19 protein-coding genes and 1 pseudogene are annotated in these 19548 nt (G+C 36.9%); 1 reads left to right on the top strand and 19 read right to left on the bottom strand.

Annotated elements, in window-relative coordinates:
* Nucleotides 1-15: 15 nt before the first annotated feature.
* The 11 genes from ABC382_RS17865 to acpS form a co-directional block, all read right to left on the bottom strand.
* A complete protein-coding gene (locus ABC382_RS17865) occupies nt 16-2187 on the bottom strand; it encodes a Tex family protein (protein WP_274794675.1) in 2172 nt (723 codons plus the stop codon).
* A 122-nt stretch (nt 2188-2309) separates the two neighbouring features.
* A complete protein-coding gene (gene sigB, locus ABC382_RS17860; protein WP_274794676.1) occupies nt 2310-3095 on the bottom strand; it encodes an RNA polymerase sigma factor SigB in 786 nt (261 codons plus the stop codon).
* On the bottom strand, nt 3073-3543 hold the full coding sequence (gene rsbW, locus ABC382_RS17855) for an anti-sigma B factor RsbW (RefSeq protein ID WP_274794677.1): 471 nt from the start codon (nt 3541-3543) through the stop codon (nt 3073-3075). Before rsbW ends, sigB begins: the two co-directional genes overlap by 23 nt.
* On the bottom strand, nt 3543-3875 hold the full coding sequence (locus tag ABC382_RS17850) for an STAS domain-containing protein (RefSeq protein ID WP_322610598.1): 333 nt from the start codon (nt 3873-3875) through the stop codon (nt 3543-3545). Before ABC382_RS17850 ends, rsbW begins: the two co-directional genes overlap by 1 nt.
* A gap of 63 nt (nt 3876-3938) precedes the next feature.
* Nucleotides 3939-4889: a PP2C family protein-serine/threonine phosphatase gene (locus ABC382_RS17845; protein ID WP_274797385.1), complete on the bottom strand. Its 951-nt coding sequence runs from the start codon at nt 4887-4889 to the stop codon at nt 3939-3941.
* 57 nt (nt 4890-4946) lie between these two features.
* Complete coding sequence (locus ABC382_RS17840) at nt 4947-5348, bottom strand: anti-sigma regulatory factor (RefSeq protein WP_274794678.1); 402 nt, start codon at nt 5346-5348, stop codon at nt 4947-4949.
* A gap of 468 nt (nt 5349-5816) precedes the next feature.
* Nucleotides 5817-6167, bottom strand: a complete 351-nt coding sequence (locus tag ABC382_RS17835; RefSeq protein ID WP_004232054.1) for a type II toxin-antitoxin system PemK/MazF family toxin — start codon at nt 6165-6167, stop codon at nt 5817-5819.
* A gap of 4 nt (nt 6168-6171) precedes the next feature.
* On the bottom strand, nt 6172-6435 hold the full coding sequence (locus ABC382_RS17830; protein WP_004232053.1) for a hypothetical protein: 264 nt from the start codon (nt 6433-6435) through the stop codon (nt 6172-6174).
* A gap of 333 nt (nt 6436-6768) precedes the next feature.
* The gene (gene alr, locus ABC382_RS17825; RefSeq protein WP_312506960.1) at nt 6769-7890 is read right to left on the bottom strand and encodes an alanine racemase; all 1122 of its coding nucleotides are present in this window, start codon (nt 7888-7890) and stop codon (nt 6769-6771) included.
* Between the two features lie 198 nt (nt 7891-8088).
* Entirely contained in the window at nt 8089-9147 is a 1059-nt protein-coding gene (locus ABC382_RS17820; RefSeq protein ID WP_274794680.1) for a LolA family protein, read from the bottom strand.
* A gap of 124 nt (nt 9148-9271) precedes the next feature.
* Nucleotides 9272-9625, bottom strand: coding sequence for a holo-ACP synthase (gene acpS / locus ABC382_RS17815; RefSeq protein WP_312506961.1), 354 nt, complete (start codon nt 9623-9625; stop codon nt 9272-9274).
* 64 nt (nt 9626-9689) lie between these two features.
* Between acpS and ABC382_RS17810 the strand changes: the two genes are divergently transcribed.
* Complete coding sequence (locus ABC382_RS17810; protein WP_274794683.1) at nt 9690-10313, top strand: rhomboid family intramembrane serine protease; 624 nt, start codon at nt 9690-9692, stop codon at nt 10311-10313.
* Between the two features lie 56 nt (nt 10314-10369).
* On the opposite strand, the pseudogene ABC382_RS17805 reads toward ABC382_RS17810, so the two are convergent.
* The 8 genes and pseudogenes from ABC382_RS17805 to ABC382_RS17770 form a co-directional block, all read right to left on the bottom strand.
* A pseudogene (locus tag ABC382_RS17805) lies at nt 10370-10947 on the bottom strand (GNAT family N-acetyltransferase).
* A gap of 108 nt (nt 10948-11055) precedes the next feature.
* Nucleotides 11056-12531, bottom strand: coding sequence for a PH domain-containing protein (locus ABC382_RS17800; RefSeq protein ID WP_322610599.1), 1476 nt, complete (start codon nt 12529-12531; stop codon nt 11056-11058).
* On the bottom strand, nt 12524-13003 hold the full coding sequence (locus ABC382_RS17795; RefSeq protein WP_274794685.1) for a PH domain-containing protein: 480 nt from the start codon (nt 13001-13003) through the stop codon (nt 12524-12526). Before ABC382_RS17795 ends, ABC382_RS17800 begins: the two co-directional genes overlap by 8 nt.
* A gap of 132 nt (nt 13004-13135) precedes the next feature.
* On the bottom strand, nt 13136-14650 hold the full coding sequence (gene cshA / locus ABC382_RS17790) for a degradosome RNA helicase CshA (RefSeq protein ID WP_412927001.1): 1515 nt from the start codon (nt 14648-14650) through the stop codon (nt 13136-13138).
* A 353-nt stretch (nt 14651-15003) separates the two neighbouring features.
* A complete protein-coding gene (locus ABC382_RS17785; RefSeq protein WP_274797387.1) occupies nt 15004-15696 on the bottom strand; it encodes an alpha/beta hydrolase in 693 nt (230 codons plus the stop codon).
* A gap of 73 nt (nt 15697-15769) precedes the next feature.
* The gene (locus tag ABC382_RS17780) at nt 15770-17137 is read right to left on the bottom strand and encodes a UDP-N-acetylmuramoyl-tripeptide--D-alanyl-D-alanine ligase (protein WP_312506963.1); all 1368 of its coding nucleotides are present in this window, start codon (nt 17135-17137) and stop codon (nt 15770-15772) included.
* 11 nt (nt 17138-17148) lie between these two features.
* Complete coding sequence (locus tag ABC382_RS17775; protein ID WP_312506964.1) at nt 17149-18228, bottom strand: D-alanine--D-alanine ligase; 1080 nt, start codon at nt 18226-18228, stop codon at nt 17149-17151.
* Between the two features lie 244 nt (nt 18229-18472).
* Nucleotides 18473-19225: a hypothetical protein gene (locus tag ABC382_RS17770; RefSeq protein WP_274794689.1), complete on the bottom strand. Its 753-nt coding sequence runs from the start codon at nt 19223-19225 to the stop codon at nt 18473-18475.
* Nucleotides 19226-19548 lie beyond the last annotated feature (323 nt).

Below are 19548 nucleotides of genomic sequence, written 5' to 3'. Positions count from 1 at the left end.
GTAAAAATTTATTACTTATTCTAATGTTTGATTTTTAGGCGGAAGCATTGTTAAAGAAATACGCCCTTTATTTACGTCTATTTGTTCAACCCAAACAGTGACAATATCACCTAAAGCTACAACTTCTAATGGATGTTTAATGCGCTTAGTTTGTAGTTTAGAAATATGCACAAGTCCGTCTTGTTTCACTCCAATATCAACAAATGCACCGAAATCTACTACATTTCGAACTGTCCCTTGGAGCTCCATCCCTATTTTTAAATCTTCCATTTTCAACACATCGGTTTTCAGCAATGGTTGTGGGAAGGCATCACGTGGGTCTCGGCTTGGTTTCATTAAAGTATCCACGATATCTTGAATGGTCACAACGCCTATGCCAAGAACTTCACTTAACTTGTCAATATCTAAAGCTGCAATTGCTGCTTCTGCCTTGGATGTTCCGAGCTCTTTTTTATCTATTTGTGCCTCAGCTAAAATTTGCTCAGCAAGTTTGTAGCTCTCAGGGTGAATTCCCGTCGCATCAAATGGATTTTTTGCTTCAGGAACACGCAAGAATCCAATAGCTTGTTCATAAGTTTTAGCACCAAGCCTTGGAATCTTCTTTAATTGTGCTCGTGTAGTAAATTGACCATTTTCCTCTCGCATCTTCACGATATTCTCAGCAACTGTTTTCGATAAACCAGAAACATATTGTAAGAGTGATGAGGAAGCTGTGTTAACATCAACCCCCACTTGGTTAACAGCTGTTTCTACTATAAATGTTAGCGATTCATTTAATTTTTTTTGAGAAACATCGTGTTGATATTGACCTACCCCTACTGCTTTTGGTTCAATTTTCACCAACTCTGATAAAGGATCCTGCAAACGGCGTGCAATGGAAACAGCACTGCGTTGCTCAACCTGTAAATCAGGAAATTCTGCACGTGCAATATCAGACGCCGAGTAGACAGACGCTCCCGCTTCATTGACAATAACATAAGCCACATCGGTCGTAATTTCACTTAATACGTCCGCAATAAATTGTTCCGTTTCTCTGGATGCTGTTCCGTTACCGATTGCAATTATACTTATTGGATACTTAGCTAAAATACCTTTCACCGTAGCTTTAGATTTTGCCACATCGGGCTTAGGGGGATGTGGATAAATAGCTGTTACCTCTAGCATTTTCCCAGTTTCATCTACAACCGCTAGCTTACAGCCTGTGCGGTAAGCCGGGTCAACTCCCAATACATATTTCCCTTTCATTGGTGGTTGCAGTAATAAATTTCGTAAATTTTCAGAGAAGATGTGAATAGCTTGAGCCTCCGCTTTTTCTGTAAGCTCATTTCGTAATTCCCTTTCAATAGAAGGCTGAATTAAACGCTTGTATGAATCTTCTATAGCTAGTTTAACTTCTGCAATAGCAGGAGATGAACCAGTGGCAGGTATCCATTCCTTCCACATAATCATTAATACTCGATCCACTGGTACATGGATTGAAACCTTTAAAACTTCTTCTTTCTCTCCTCTGTTGATGGCTAAAATACGGTGTGGAACGATACGACTAACAGGCTCTTCGTACTCGTAATACATTTCAAAAACATTTTTTTCATCGATTTCAGCATTTTTTACAGTTGTTACAAGGACTCCATCTTTCCATGAGTACGCACGGATTTTCTCACGAATTGCAGCATCATCAGCAAAACGTTCTGCTAAAATATCTCGAGCTCCCATTAGAGCTTCCTCTGTATTGGCAACTTGTTCATTATCTACAAAATCAACAGCTAATTGCTCTAATGTATCATTACTAAATGCTAATAGAAGGTCTGCCAGTGGTTCTAAGCCTTTTTCTTTCGCAACAGTTGCCTTTGTACGTCGTTTTTGCTTATACGGTCTGTATAAATCCTCCACGCGCTGTAAGACTGTTGCTGAAAGAATCGCCTTTTCTAATTCGGGCGTAAGTTTATCCTGTTCCTGAATTAAACGGATAACCTCCTCTTTCCGTTGTTCAAGTTGCTGTATGTAGTGATAACGATCCTCTACAGCTTTAATCTGCACTTCATCGAGAGATCCTGTTACTTCTTTACGATAACGCGCAATAAATGGTACCGTGTTTCCCTCTTCTAATAATTTTATAACAGCATCTACTTGCCCTGGTTTGACCGCTACATCTTTTGCAATGAGCTGTAACATTTGTTTTTGTTCCACATCATCACTACCCTTTTTCTTTTCATTTTACCATTACACTTTACTAAAAATGCAAAAAAATAGTCTACTCATATCTGTTTGAGTAGACTATTTTTTTGCATATTAACAAACCGATAGATAGATTAGAGCGAAACACTGCCACTCGCTAGAATAGCCTCTTGTAATTTCTTTATTGCTTTTCTTTGTATTCTTGATACATGCATTTGAGAAATTCCTAATCGTTCTCCAGCTTCTTTTTGACTAAGTTGCTCTAAATATGTAAGCTGAATAATCTGTTTTTCTCTCTCATTCAACACAACTAGCGCATCAGCAACGATCATTCGTTTATCAGTTATTTCGTAGCCGTCATCTTCTCTACCCAAAATATCGAATAACGTGACTGTACTACCATCTGAATCTGACTCTATCGAATGATCCATAGAAAGAGCTTGATAACTACGGCTCATTTCCATAGCTTCTAAAACTTCTTCTTCAGCAACCTCTAAGCGTTCTGCAATATCTTTAATAGAAGGAGAGCGCTGTAGTTCAATTGTCAGCGCCTCCACCGTTGATTTGATTCTCGGTCCTAGTTCTTTTATTCGTCTAGGCACGTGAACATCCCATGTTTTATCACGTAAAAATCGCTTAATTTCCCCAACTATCGTTGGCACCGCAAATGCCTCAAAACTACGACCAACATTCGGATCAAAACGTCTGATTGCACCTAATAAACCCAGCATCCCTACTTGAACAATATCATCATAGTAAGATTTACCATTCGAATATTTACGTGCTATTGATTCAACTAGATATCGATAATGAATCACTAAGTTTGTTTGTGCTTCATCATCCTCCGTTGACTGGTACAATTCAATCCACTTTAGTACATCTTCCTTGGATGAAGATTTATGTAGTGATTCTTTCGACATTTTTTTCCACCTGCTCCCTAGTGACATACTTTGTCATAAAGACAGTTACGCCACCATCGTTATTGATCATCACCTCATCCATCAAAGTTTCCATTAAATAAAGTCCTAAACCACCTTCTCTAAGCCCCGCAATACTTTCTTCAGGATGATATGGTCCAATCTTAGACTTGATCTCTTCGAAATTAAAGCTATTGCCATAATCCGCAATCATCATTTCCATTTTATTGTCGTATAGCGCACATCCAATGACAATTTCGCCTTCTTCATCTTCTTTATAAGCATGGTGAACAACATTCGTTACAGCTTCACTTGCTGCAATTTTTAAGTCTTCGATATCATCATAATTAAAACCGATCCTACTAGCTAAGCCCGAGACAGTTAATCGAATGACACTGACAAATTGCGGTTTAGCAGGAACTCTAATTTCAATATAGTCAAATTCCTTCATTATCTTAATTCCACCTTTTTATCAGTTTCGATATCCATCAAATCACTTAGTCCTGTAATTTCAAACAATCTTTTTAATCTATTTGATAAACCAACCAGCTTTACTTTGCCATTTTCACGTAACGCTCTTTTATAAAAGGCAACAAAAATCCCAAGACCTGTACTATCCATGTAATTTACCTTTGATAAATCAAGTTCAATCTCTAACCCTTCAGTTATCTTTACAGCTTCTAATTCCTCTCGTAATCCAGAAGCAGTAAATGTATCAATTTCACCTTCAACAAAACCAAATAATTTATGATCAATTTCTTTAAAATGTATTGTCACGTCCATATAGCACACCTCCACCATATTTGTTAGACTATTTTCTCTTCCCTGTTCAATTAAAACGTAAACCTATTTTTTTAAAATAACTACAGTAAAATCATCAGTTAGTTTAAAATTCTGCACTTTCTCTATTTCCTTATAAAGAATTTGGCACAATTGCTGAGCTGTTAAATGCTTATTCTCCTTAATTAAAGCAGTAATAACCTCTCGTGAATTTAAGCTTTCCTGTGCTCTAAATTCTGTTACTCCATCCGTCATCATAATTACTAAATCATTTTCTTCTAAAACGATTTCATGAAACGAATATGTTGTTTCTGGCAATACACCAAGTAATAAACCTTTAGCATCTAAGGAAATAAATTGATCTTCCTTAGCACTGTAATGCAACGCTGGCTCGTGACCTGCTGAGGCGTAGGCAAAGATATTTTGTTGTACATCTAAGCACCCATAAAACATGGAAACAAACATACTATCATCTACACCTTTTTCTATTACCCTATTAATAACTTCTAAAACATAGGAGGGATCTTTATATGCATATACCAATGTTTCAAGACCATACTTCACCATCGACATACATAAAGCCGCCGGCACTCCCTTTCCAACAACATCTGTTACAGCTACACTTAAATATTCGTCACCGTCATGAAAAAAATGGACATAGTCTCCATTCATTTTACGTATCGGAACCGAAATCATTCCTATATCAAAACTTTGTAGCTGTGGTACATGTGTTTTCAATTGAGTATTTTGAATGTTTGTTGCTATTTTCATTTCCATCTCATATTCTGCTTGTTTTTGCAGTAAGCTTTGGTGCTCTCTATGGGCCATGCCATAATGCACCATTACTTCAATAAGAAAATCATAGGCTGGTTGTGTTTCATTCATTTGATTAGGGAATATTTGTTCAACAGCATTTTTGTGAATACTAACAACATCCTCTGGAGATATATTTTTTTGAATTAACTGACGTGTGAAATTTTGAGCGATATATAAATTTCTTTCAGTTTGATTAACAATAAAATCTGATAATATTTTTCTATACTGTGCTTCTAATTGTTTCAATTTCTTCACGTCCTAACGCAACCATTTTTCCGCCCTTATTGTTGTACCTACCCCAACTACAGATTGAATATCTAAGCTGTCCATCAATCGCTTAACGCCCGGTAAACCAGCGCCTAGCCCTCCAGAAGTAGAATAGCCTTCTCCCATTACTTTTCGAACATCTTCAATACCTGGTCCTTGATCAGTTGCAATAACCACTATTTTCTTTTCAGTTTCCGTCTCAATTCTTTCAATCTCAATTCTACCAATACTCGCATATAAATATATATTTCTTGCTAATTCACTTACTGCTGTGGTGATGCGAGCCTGATCAACAGTGCCAAATCCAAGTGCTTTTGCTTCCTTGCGCCCCAGTTGTCTTGCTGCAACAATATCCCATTCTGTAATAATTTCAACCGAAGACTTACATGTCACTGCTGTCCCTCCATTTCCTTACGGAGTAATACTCTTACACTTTAGTTCGACCTGACTTCATATAAATTTAATAACCTCTATAGAATGGAATATTCTATGTAAAATTTCATATACCTTTTAAGAATTTTTTCAAAAATCTATTTTTATTACAAATCTTGAATATATCTTAAAACTTTTTGTATTATTTATCAATTACACCTTAGCGCTATTACTTCCGGATTTTTTCGAGCTTGATTGAAAAGTCCTACTACAATATTCGTACCTTTAGCTGGAGTATTTTTTAACCTTAGCAGTTCTATTGTTCTGAAAATGAACCATCAGGCACAATTAACTTTCATGTCTGTAGAGAGATAAAAGCAAATTTAAGTAAATTAGTAAGTTGAAATTATGGTAAAAAGGTACTGAGGATGTCGAACAAAAAAAGCATCGAGATTTAATTATCTCGATGCTTCTATACACATATGTATATCAAAATTTAACCAGACCTAAACTAATCATCAACGCCCCATCTACTTTTTCCATCACAGCATGATCAAGTTGCGTAATACGATCCGTCAATCTTGACTTATCAATTGTCCGCACTTGTTCTAGCAAAATAACCGAATCACGTTCAAAACCATACTTTTCAGCATTGATTTCAACGTGTGTCGGTAACTTTGCCTTTTGAATCTGTGCAGTGATAGCTGCGATGATGACAGTCGGACTAAATCGATTGCCAATATCATTTTGAATAATCAGCACCGGTCTAGTGCCTCCTTGCTCAGAACCTATTACCGGTGATAAGTCTGCAAAAAAAACGTCACCACGTTTTACATTCAAAGTGTCATCCCCCGCTAACGAGACGCTCCACCATATGCTGTGCTTCATATTCTGCATGCAAGCATTCACTCGCAATCATTAAATTAATATGAGACATTTCAACATATCCTTTTATCATAGCTTCCCGTATTTGATTTGGTTGCTCCTGCATTAAATTTTTGCGCGCCAAAATACGCACAAAAGATTCACCTTCAATTACTTCCTTTGTTTGTAGAAATAGTCTGTCTTGAACAGCAATTGTAGCTTCTCTTAACTTTTTCTCGTACACAGCAAGCACCTCCAACGGAACCATACACTTTTCATTACTTCCCATTCTATCATTGAAAGATATTGTTGAAAAGACATGAAATGACAAAATATCTGACAATTTGAAGTACAAATTGTAAAAATATGTTGGTTGTCGAAGGTATATGCTGAATAATTATCATTGCAATACGTTTCCAAATATGAGTCACTTAAAGTTTGAAATGAAACAAAGTTCTCCAGTTTGTTTGCTTGCTAAATTCAACTTTTTATGTCGGAACGTTACTCTTTACACTACATTGAAACTATTCAAGAGAATGATTACTATCTATAAGAGACTATTTCTTATGAAGATTAATTAAAAGTATATTCTAGGAACTCTTGCAGTTATAATGCATGGTACTTCATAATTAATTGTATCAAGTTTAGTTGCCCATTCATCAACAGAAATTACACTCTGCCCTTGTTGGCCAATGAGTGTTACCTTCTCACCTATAGCATATGCTTTTGGTAGTGCAACCATACATTGGTCCATACAAATTCGTCCGATAATCGGCATTCTTTGGCCATCAATTAATACCTCTTGTCCGCCCAACTTGCGAATAACACCATCCGCGTAACCAATCGGAATCGTTCCTATCCACATATCTGTTGGAGCAACATATGTAGCTCCATATCCAACCGAATCACCTGATTTGATTTGCTTCACATGAACAAGTTCACTTTCAAGCGCAAATGCAGGATGTAATGGAAATGGTAAATTGCTTTCCACGTAAGATGAAGGTGCTAATCCATACATAGAAATTCCATATCTAACAGCGTCATATTGTAAGTGTGAATCCTTTATAAAGGAGGCTGCTGTATTGGCTGCATGAACAAGTCTAGGCTTAAAAGGCATTTCGGATAAACATCTCTCAAATAACTGTACTTGCTGATTAAAGTAAGTTGTTTCTTCTTCATCTGCTGTTGCAAAATGTGTAAAAATTCCATCAATTTCCACGTTATCTATAGACTGTATTGTTTGATATAGGGCTAATAATTCTTGCTCTGAGCGAATGCCTATTCTCCCCATCCCGCTATCTACTTTTATATGTAGTCGTAAAGGAAGTGATTCGTTTGCTAACAGAGGAGCAGCTTGCTGAATCCAATCTTCTGCAAAGACTGTAAGAATTATACGCTGCTGTGCAGCATATGGCGCAAATGAAACTGGAGATGCTCCTAATACTAGTATGTCTGGTTCTTCAAAATGTGCTCGAATATGTAATGCCTCATCGGGCGTAGCAACCGCAAGAATTGTGGCACCAGCCTCAAGAGCTGCCCTTGCAACAGCTACATCTCCGTGACCGTATGCATTTGCCTTTACTACAGCAATTATTTGAACATTAGGTTGTAAAAACTCTTTTAAATTTTTAACGTTTTGTTGGATTGCTTTCAAATTTATCATTGCTTTGGTTGGTCGAAAATATTGCTGTGTCTTCATAAGAATACCCTCTTTATTTTTAATTAAAACATTATGTATTACATACATTTCATTTTTAGCTTGTCCAATAGTAAGAGAAATTATTTTATTATTTTCACTTTAAACAATGTGACTTAACAATTTCTAAACGGTGAAAACTACTTTCATATTGGCAATAAGCTACAGCCTTCATTTTTGAAAGCTGTAGCTAGAAAGTTACTACTTCATACTACTTATCGTCATGGATGTAGCAACTTCAATCATTTCTTCTCGTGTTAATTTGCTTGAAGCTACAAAGAATTCAACACCATCTTTTTCCCAACTAATCGATGTATCTGTAATAGCACCAATTGTAAAGCCTAGGTCAACAGGATCACCAGGTGATGCAACTGGCAACATTGCGCTTTCCTTCGTAACTGGTTGTTGCATAACTGTAAATGCCTTTTCACCATCGAATGTTAAGATAACTCTTTCCATTCCACCTTCCTGCACAACTTTCTCATTAGCCAACTGTGCCCAACTTAAGACAGGATAATGTGTTTGGAATTCTTGATATTCAACCTCTGCACCAACAGCTTCTTTGTCGTCTTGTTCTTCTTGCCCCTCTTTGTCAGTAGGTGTAGCTTGTTCACCTTTCGTGTTATCTTTATCTGTAAATTGCTCAACTGCATACTCTTTTGCAGCATGTTGTACACCTAGCTTAATTTTCTTAAAGTTAATGCGAATTTGTTCTTCTTTTACATCATTCATAATGACAACAGAAGTTGGCAATAGCGTTTTCTTATCTACTGTAATCACTTGATGAGGCATACTATTCTTATAGCTGTTTCTAGTAGCCGCTTCAAATATATATGCTTTTTCTTCCTCTTTCATGACAAGATTTTTATCTTCCGCTAAATCTTCTGCTAGAGCTCCAATTAAATAGGCTTGACTATTTTTCTTCGGCCAATCGCTTTGGAACTTATACATTTTGTTTAATGTCGGTGTTACAACAAAAACGCCATCAGCATTACGCACAATCATTTGTGAAACATCTTTCCCACTTTCCATTACCTCTACTCGATAGAAATCTGGTTTTGTATGCCATACTGTAACATCATAATTTCTTGGCTCTCCTCCAGATTTAATCTCCATCGTTGCATTTAACTCATAGCCATTAGTCTCTGCCCATTTACCATTCACTTTCTTCAACACTTTTTCCTGTGAGGCTGCACCACATGCCGACAGAAGTAATATCGTACAAAGTAAGACGAGCCATTTAACTATACGGTTGCCCACGCTTTCACCCTTTCTTCTTTCAAATCCACTACGACAATATATGAACCGTATTTGTCAGTTATGTCATTTGAAGAAAGAGCAATATATTTAAATTTCTAAGCCAACCTTTTAGACAAGTTAAACATTATTCTAATAAGATTACTTGAGCGGCTGCATATTGCTTGGAATGTGTAATACTAACAAATCCATTGACAAGCTCCCCTTTAAAATATAAAATCGGATTCCCTGCCTCCCCCTTTAATATCTCCATATCATGGAGCTTACATTGTTCCCCAAGGCCAGTTCCCATCGCTTTCGAAAATGCTTCTTTAGCAGCAAATCGTCCTGCCAAAAATTCTATTTTACGAGTTTCTGAATAGGCTTCAAATAAACTTTTTTCCTTATCGGTTAGAATACGGTCTTTAAATTTATTTGTACGTTTCATCGCTTTTGCAATACGGTCTATTTCTACAATGTCGAGACCAATTCCCTTAATCATATGACCTTCTCCTTTACCAATTTCCAACAAGGCATGTATAATAAATGTAAGTTGAGGTGGAGCCATGTTTAGTAGAACAGAAAATTTTAAGCAATACACAAAGTATTACCCTATTGTTTCAACGTTAATAGCAATTAATCTAATTCTCTATGTATTGTCTCTTTTACCCGGCATAGGAACACTTTTGTGGAATTTCGGAATCCAAGCAAATTTCCTGATTCAAAGTGGTGAATGGTGGCGTGTATTTTCTGCAATGTTTTTACATGCAGGATTTATGCATACGTTTTTTAATATGTTTTCATTATATCTCTTTGGACCAGAGCTAGAAAAAATCGCAGGCAAAGCACGCTTCATTACAATTTATTTAGTTTCAGGCATTGTAGGCAACATGGCAACCTATGTATTCTATGATAGTAGTTATACGAGTCTTGGTGCAAGTGGGGCTATTTTTGGTATTTTTGGTGCTTTTGGGGCATTGGTTTACTATACGCGTCGTACAATGCCAATGCTTCGTAAGCTCATTTTACCAATCATCGTCATCAGTGTCATTATGACTTTTCTTCAACCAAATGTGAATGTCTATGCACATTTAGGCGGTTTAGTAACAGGGTTCATTCTAGGACTTGTCTATTTACATCCGAAAAGAATCTTAAGCTGGCGTAAACAGAAAATGGCGGGTAGACCATAACATCTAAAAAGGAGCAGCTCATAACAGGCAGCTCCTTTTTTGTTACATAACTTCAGCTACAAAACTACTGTAGCTTCATTTGCCATCTTTATTTTTTTCCATTCCGCTGCTGTTATACCATAAACTACTTGATCCACATGATGATCATAAAGCCATTCCGCATCCCTTAGGCGCCCTTCCTCATGGAAGCCTAGCACCTTTGGAATTGTACGACTACGAATATTTCCTACAGCTACACGTACCTCAATACGATTTAACTTTAAATAGTAAAAAGCATAATCAATCAATGCTTTCATGGAATTCGTTACAAGTCCCTTACCCACAAATTCATTCCCTAACCAGTAGCCAATGCTTGTCCATTTATGCTGCCAGTTGATTTGATGATACCCTATCACACCCGCTAGCTTTCCATCATAGTATATCCCCCCGCCTGTATACCATTGTGATCAGCATATTGTTGCATAGCCCTTTTTACAAATCGCTCGGTATCTGTTACTGTTTTGACATCATCTACAAAAGGTAACCATTCACGTAATGTATCCCTTGAACGGTCAGTTAAGGCAAATAATTCATCTACATCACTTAAATCCAATAGCTTCAGATAAGCACTTTCATTAATAACATATTTAAACAAAGTCCCACCCCTTTTGTTTTATTTATTTTATTATAAACGCAGAAATAGTTTTTTGTATCTAAAAAAGCCAATCCTACCATAAAATTGTAAGAATTGGCTTTTTGTTAATTAATGTTCATACCACGTTAAGATCTTTTCCGCATCTTGTTGCTCAAGGCTTGATACACTTCCTTTTGTACCTGTTGCCCCTGACATTACTGTTGCTTTAATAGACATAACATTCTTTCGTTTTTGAAAGAACGATTGTGTACTTTCAATAGACTGTATTCGTTTTTTCTCCATGATCAATGTAATTCGACTAAATACTCGATACTGCATAGCTAGTTGTTTTCCATTAATTTGGAAACCCGCTGTTTTATGTTGCCATATACCAAGTAGTATCGTTAATGGGATTAATAGCAACGACAATAGTCCATATGGATAAAAGAAATAACTACATGCACCTATAACAGGGACTAACCAAATAAAATCAATACGATAAAAGAATGGTCTCGCATTTTTTGGTGATCGAATAAATGTTGGATTCCAATCCATATCTGGGAAAAGCTGATCTAATGTTTGCAAACAATCATGCTTCTTAATAAGTGGAAACAACGTAATTTTTTTATCATTTCCATCTTCACCGTTACCTCCAGCACTTTCTACAACCACCGTAGCAAATCCTGTTAATTGACGTAATGGATTTTCAACAATACGAATGGCTTGAATTCGATTCAATGGCAGCGTTATACGCTTTTTCTCTAAAAGACCTTTTGTGATAATCAGTTTATTATCTTCAATACGAACCGTGTAATCATAATAGTTAATCAATGTTATGACCACCGATACAACCCAAGCTACAATTAAAACCAACATTACCGTTAACGCTATTAAAAATGCACCGACTTTCACAAAGTCAGCTAACTCATGAAAAACTGTTTCATACGGTATAATATCGGAAAACTGTGAGGCAACAGCTGCAAGACCTGACAGTACCACGCCAATTCCACCAGATGTTGTTGCTAATACGAGTAAATCACGCATGGACATATGGTAAATCGTTGGAGTTGATCTAGCTTCCTCCATGATCTGTACTTGCTCTTGATCATCCCGTTGTAGAACTGTTTCATTTTTAGCGCGACGCATTTCTAATTCAATAACATCTGCTGCGGCTTTGCGAATGGCTGTTAGCTCGACCTCAGGTTTACCTCCCTTACTACCAGCCGTTTCTACTTGAACTTTCACTAAACCAAAAAGACGATGAAAAATACCCTCGTTGTAATTTAAGCTTTGAATGCGTTCAAATGGAATATAACGCTTCTTTTTAACAAATAACCCATATGTTACACGTAACTCCCCGTCTTCAAACCAGTAAACAAATGTCCGCCATTTTATAATTCCCCCAATGAGCGCAAGAAGGGCCGCGACTCCCCACACTCCGAAAAGTAAAATCGTATCAAAAAAATGGTCACTACGGAAGTTTAAAGAAAAATTAAAGCCGTTACTTACGATAATAATCACAATTGGTAATATCATACTTTTTAATGCTTTGACGCTCGTAATCACAGCAGATATTGGATGTAAACGATTAATCTCCTTAGACATCATCTTCAGCCACCCTTGCTAAATCAGAGATACGAGCACGAAGTAAATCTGCTTCACCCATTACAAGTGCTGGAATCGTATGTACAGTTGCTGCTGTTGAGATAGAAATATTACCTAAGTCGTATTTTTTTAAAATCGGCCCTTGTGTCGTATCAACATGTTGAACCCGAACCATTGGGATTAAAGTCCGTTTCACTACAAATAAACCATGTTGTACTTCAATTTCATGTTCTCGGACCTCATAACGCCATCGTTCCCATCTTATTTTTGGGAATAAAAATATGGATAATATGGCGCTTAGTATTACTACTGCACCAGCAACGAAATAAATAAATGATGGCCAATCAAAATAATAAGTACCGTAGCTTACTAGCCCCGCTATAATGAATAGCACCAATGTTTGTATGACTCCATATAAACGCCACACAGTTAGCCCTTTTCTGGATATTTGATGAATCGGTTGTGATCTCATAGTCGTTCCCCTCGCTTTCTTCATTAGGTATACGGATTTAGTTACCTTTTTGTTTCAACTATAGCCGAAAAAAACCTTACAGCCAATAAGACTGTAAGGTTTAACATAAAGATTACGTATATTTGATTAAGATTAGTCTTCGTGACGGCGTGGAGAACGAGAACGACCTTGTCCACCTTCACGACGTCCGCCTTCACGGCGACCACCTTCGCGACGGCTGTTGCGGCGATCTCCACTGCGAGCATTGTCACGACGTCCGCCATAGCTACGGTTACTGCGGCCACGGTCACCACCACCACGATTATTGCTAGAACGTTCACGTCGCATTGGTAATGGACGTTCTTCTGTGATTGTTACCGGTGTATCATCTGGCTCTTTCGTTAACGAGCGAAGAGCAGCTGCCACAACATCAATTGCTTCATGATTTTCAAGTAATTCCGCTGCAAATGTGCGGTAATCACCTAAATTATTATTAGCAATAAGACCTTCAAGTGTTTCTACAGCTAAACGTTGTTGACCTTCTAATGCTTCATCAGATGTTGGTGGACGAAGTGGTGTCATACGTTTTTTCGTTGTTTCTTCTACAATACGTAAGTAACCCATTTCACGTGGAGTAACAAATGTTACAGCAAGACCTGATTTACCCGCACGGCCAGTACGTCCGATTCGGTGAACATAAGATTCTGGATCTTGAGGGATATCAAAGTTGTAAACATGTGTTACACCAGAAATATCAAGTCCACGAGCTGCTACATCTGTCGCAACAAGAATATCAATTTTATTTTCTTTAAATTGACGTAATACAGAGATACGCTTCGCTTGACTTAAATCACCATGAATACCTTCAGCTAAATATCCACGAATTGATAGGGCCTGTGCAAGCTCATCTACACGACGTTTTGTACGACCAAAAATAATCGCAAGCTCTGGCTGGTGAACATTTAAAAGACGAGATAAAATATCGAACTTTTCACGTTCAGCTGACTTAACAAAATATTGATCAATATTGTCTACAGTCAATTCTTTCGCTTTAATTTTCACAATTTCTGGATCGCGCATAAATGTTTCTGCAATTTTACGGATTGCTGGTGGCATTGTTGCTGAGAACAATAATGTTTGACGCTCAGCAGGCACGTTTTCTAAGATCGAATTAATATCATCGATAAAGCCCATGTTTAACATTTCATCTGCTTCATCTAATACTAATGTTTGAACATCTTCTAATTTTAACGTACGACGATTAATATGATCAATAATACGTCCTGGCGTACCAACAATGATTTGAGGTCTATTTTTCAGTGCACGAATTTGACGGCCAATTTCTTGACCTCCGTAAACTGATAATAATTTTACGCGTTTGTCATAACCAATTTTATATAGCTCTTCAGAAACTTGAATAGCTAACTCACGAGTTGGTGCGATGACTAACGCTTGAATATTAGGGTTTTTTGGATTGATTTTTTCAATTAGTGGAATCCCGAAAGCGGCAGTTTTACCAGTACCAGTTTGTGCTTGACCTAATACGTCACGGCCTTCAATCGCAAAACGAATAGTACCTTCTTGGATTGGTGTTGCTTCTTCAAATCCCATACGCTTTACTGAGCGTAATGTAGATTCGCTAATATTTAATTCTGAAAAATTTGTCAAACTTCTCAATCTCCTTTTTTTCCTTTTAAGTTGACAAATGGTTACATTTTCAGATGAAGTTGTCGGCAAATTCGAGCCTGTGTAGTGGAACGTTTCCGTTACTTAAAAATTTTCTCTACATGATAGTTCATATAGAGCTCTCTTATATGAAAAGGAAAGCCCGGTCTTTACCGAGCGGTTCGATTCTGTCGTAATTATTCACTTTAGAATAAAACCGTTATGTTTCAAAAAAAAGTACTCTTCAACCAAATATGAAGAGTCTTCGCACAAAATGTATCCATTGCTTACACTAGTCTAACATGGCTTTAAATCGTATGCAACGATAACGCATGAGTCGTAATAATCTGACTACTTTACTCACCCTTTAAAAACATTAAAACTTGAGGAAACCATTCAGAACAATCTTCTTCAAAACATATATGATGCTTACCTTTATCAGAAAAATACAAGTTTTTTTCTTTAGAGGATAATTCATCAAAGAGAAATTGTGCCGTCTGGTAGGGTACTATTCCATCCATTTTCCCTTGCACGATATAAACTGGAATTTGAATATGCTGATAATAAGGTTCCACCATTTTAACCAATTTCATAAATTCTATTGTTGACGCTAATGGTACATTGTTAAACTTATGTTGATAGCGTAAAAAAAGTTCATTATTCGTTAAATTATGATGATAGGCTTCAGAAGCTAACATTTTGAAATCCTTTACCAATTGTTTAGGGCTTACATATTTAGCAGCGGCACTCAGCAATACGAGCTTTTTTACTCTATAGCGCTTGGCCAAATATAACGCGATAATCCCTCCCATCGAAAAACCAACAATTATGACCTCATCAACTTTTTTTGCTAATGACCGGAAGGCGAGTTCAGCATCCATTAACCAATGCCTTGCAGTAAACCCACTCATATGTAATTCTTCTCCATGGCCTGATAATGTAGGCTCTTCAACTAACCAATCTGTATGTGCCCGTAAGTATGCTGTGAATGGCTCCACCTCATAAGGACCACCTGAAAAACCATGTATACTTAGTACACCTACTGACAACATCCTCACCTCGTTTAACAAAGATAAACTATATGAATAAATCGGTGGGTTTGATCCCACCGATTCATTAATACTATAATGCAAATGCTTTTAAAACTGTCTCCAATTTCATACCACGTGAGCCTTTCAGTAAAACGATAGAGGATTCATTTGCTTGCTTTAGCTTTTCAATAATAGCCGAATAATCATCTTCTACATACAGTAACCGTTGTGCATCAAAGCGCTCTTTTAATACTTTATAAAGATGTGCCATACGAGGACCAAATAAACAGATATAATCTATTTCCTGCTCATTTATATGCTCCGCTAGTTCTTCATGAAAACTTTGTTCATTTGGCCCTAGCTCTAACATGTCTCCTAATACAAGCCATTTTTCAGGACGAATAGTTGAAGTAGCCATAAATTGAATAGCGGCTTTCACCGAGGTTGGAGCTGCATTATAGGCATCGTTTATAAAGAGAGCACCATTCGATCCCTGTACTTGTTGCATTCTCATGTCTGTTAACACTACATGCTCTAAGGATGTACGAATTTGTTCATTGCTTAAACCAAGCTTATGAGAAATTAGCATCGCCACTAGTGTATTTTTCACTTGATGCTTGCCAAGAACTGAAATAAAGAAATCACCCTCAATTATACCGTGCGTTGTGAAGTTACTTCCATCTGCATTGGCATGAATATTCTCAGCATATAAAAGATTACTTGGGTCTAATCCAAATGGCACTGACTGTAAGTGTGACTCCTTAGCTACTAACTCCTGTAACAGTGGTTCGTCTCCATCATAGAATAAAAGGCCATCTGGCTGCATTCCTTGAATAATTTCAAACTTCGCTTTCGCAATACCTGCTCGTGATCCTAAATCTTGCATATGGGCTTCACCGATATTTGTTATAACTGTCATATGAGGACGAGCAAGCTTAGATAAAAATTCAATTTCCCCAAAACCACTCATACCCATTTCAAGGACAGCTACATCAGTATCTTCATCGAGCTGTAAAACTGTAATTGGTAAACCTAATTGATTATTAAAGTTCCCAATAGTCTTTTGTACTTTAAAAAATGGAGCAAGTGTCCCTGCTAAAATATCCTTTGTTGATGTTTTACCATTTGACCCTGTTATGCCTATAAATGTTGCTTTATGTTCGTTACGATACGCACGTGCCATTTCCTGCAAAGCTAACTCTGGGTCATCCACAAATAATAAAGGGACCCCTTCTGGTGGATTTGGCTCGTCTTTTTGCCATAGAGAAGCTCCAGCACCTTTCTCAAATGCTTGATTCACAAACTGATGCCCATTTGAATGCTCTCCACGGAATGGTACAAATAAATCGCCCTGTTGAATTGTTCTTGTATCAATGGATATACCTGATACAACTGTGTCACCAAAAACTGACACATCCTCATTTAACCATGCAGCTAATTGTTTTAATGTTTTTTTCACAATAATCCCACTCAGTCTTTTTTATAGTGAAGCTGTTGTTTTTCTTCAAAACGTTCAATCGCTAAGGTAATTAGACGATCAATCAGCTCTGGATAACTCACATTTGTATGTTGCCATAATAAAGGATACATACTGACAGGTGTAAAACCTGGCATTGTATTTACTTCATTGATAAAAATGCTATTATCTGCTGTTACAAAAAAGTCAGCACGAACTAATCCACTACCATCTATTGCTTTAAATGCACGTTTCGCCAGTTCCTTTAAGCTAGATACTGTTTCCATCGGAAGCTCAGCAGGAATAATTAATGCTGTGGAGCCGTCCTTATATTTCGAATCATAATCATAAAATTCAGTAACTGGTTTAATCTCACCTGGAACAGAAACTTCAGGATAATCATTTCCTAACACGGCTAATTCAACCTCTCGAGCAGTGATTCCTTGCTCAACTACAATTTTACGATCATATTGTAAGGCAACGTCAATTGCTTTTACTAATTCTTCACGGTTTATTGCTTTGCTAATTCCAACACTTGATCCTAAGTTTGCTGGCTTTACAAACATCGGCCAATTTAATTTTTCTTCACAGCGTTCAATAATTACCTGTTGCTCATTCTTCCATTCGCTACGAATAAAATACGTATAGGGCACCTGCGGTAACCCAGCAATTTCAAATAATTGCTTCATTACCACTTTATCCATACCAGCAGAAGATGCTAAAACACCATTCCCTACATACGGTAGATTTAGAACCTCAAGTAAACCTTGCACCGTTCCATCTTCACCATTTGTACCGTGTAGTAATGGGAAAATAACATCAAACTGCACCATCTTGCCATGCTTATCAATTAAAAAATCAGTAATATTATTCTCTAAAATTGTGGTATCATCACCAAATTGTAATTCTTCAATTGTACTAACAGGTTTTTCTAAACGTTCACCACGTCGCCATTCCCCATCAGATGTAATGAAAATCGGATATACTTCATACTCCTCGAAATTCAAAGCTCCTGTAACTGCACGAGCTGTCGATAAGGACACCTCATGCTCCGCTGACTTTCCGCCGTATAATAAACCGATTCTTTTTTTCATTTTTGTGCCCTCCACATACTTCTTGAGTACTATTAGTTTATCATGAAACGTCTTGACAAATGACATAAAAATCTCACCGTAATTTTGACGGTGAGATTTGAGTGTACTTTTCAACGTTTATACCTTGGCCTCATTGCGTCTGGATTTTGTCCTGTCTATATCCACACTTCAAAATCTATCACATCTGCCAACAGTTTATCTTCATTTGATTCAGATATAAAAACATCTGCCTTTATTATGAAGATTAAATAATATAAATCAATTCATCATGCTCCGTTTTCAATATGGTATTTAAGTCATCCCAAACTTCATCGGGAAAGGAATATTCTGATAGGTTACGAACTTCTATCCCGTAAGCTGCTTTTGGTTTTTCAATCCTATACAAAGATAATAACGCTCCATCTTTAGCAAAGGATCGATAAGAACGTAAAAAGTCGGGCGATATGGATGGAATACTCGATTTGACCTTTCGACGCCAAAAACCAGTACTCCGCTCCTTTTCACGAATTAAACTATTAAAAACATTTGCAACTAGTAAATCCGAATCACTTAAGTGCCGGAAATAGATTTTAGTCATTTTTTCTAAATCTGAAGAATAATAAACGAATCTATTTTGTAATTTGTTAAAAAATGCAGACGTAATCGGTTCTTTTTTATGACTTATGTAGAGCAGTTCTCCTTGTTCCATCGGTGTTAGATGATCTAGCCTCTTTTCGTCCATAAAATCAACCCAACACAATTCCTTCGATTCTGCTGATTTTTTCACAAAACGAGGAACCTCTTCTTCCAGTACATACTCAAACTGTGTATGCATATTAAAAGAACCGTCTTCATAGGAATGTTTTAATAACAGTAAGTGATGCAGTGGTTCAAGCGCAGCCACAAATTGCGAGAATTTTAACCCGCTAAAAATGACAAATTTATCGACATCGTTCATGTGAACATAAATATGATACATAAAATCATCAGCTGACTTTAATTTTTTAGCCACAACCATCACCCCATTCTTCAATACATTATAAGACTAAACATCATTTTTTTGAAACATTTTATGTTAATTGTCGTCACAACTATATACGCAGGCATAAAAGTGTTTTTTGCGTTATAATAGGAATGTTAAACATGCATTTGCATACAAATTTAAGACTACTCATTGAGTACAAGTATTTGCTTAAAATTCCATTGACAATATTCAAAGCAAATTGCAAGCTTATCAGTAGATGAAGGTTATTTTTTCACCAATACCTAACTCCTATAAATTGCTCTCTTCTTTGAACAATTATAAACGAAATAGGAAGAAACGCATCACATTTACTCATA

Source organism: Lysinibacillus phoenicis (assembly GCF_047238325.1).
Lineage (GTDB): Bacteria > Bacillota > Bacilli > Bacillales_A > Planococcaceae > Lysinibacillus > Lysinibacillus irui.
The sequence above is the reverse complement of the archived record's forward strand: the minus strand, read 5'-3'. Positions and strand labels throughout refer to the sequence as shown.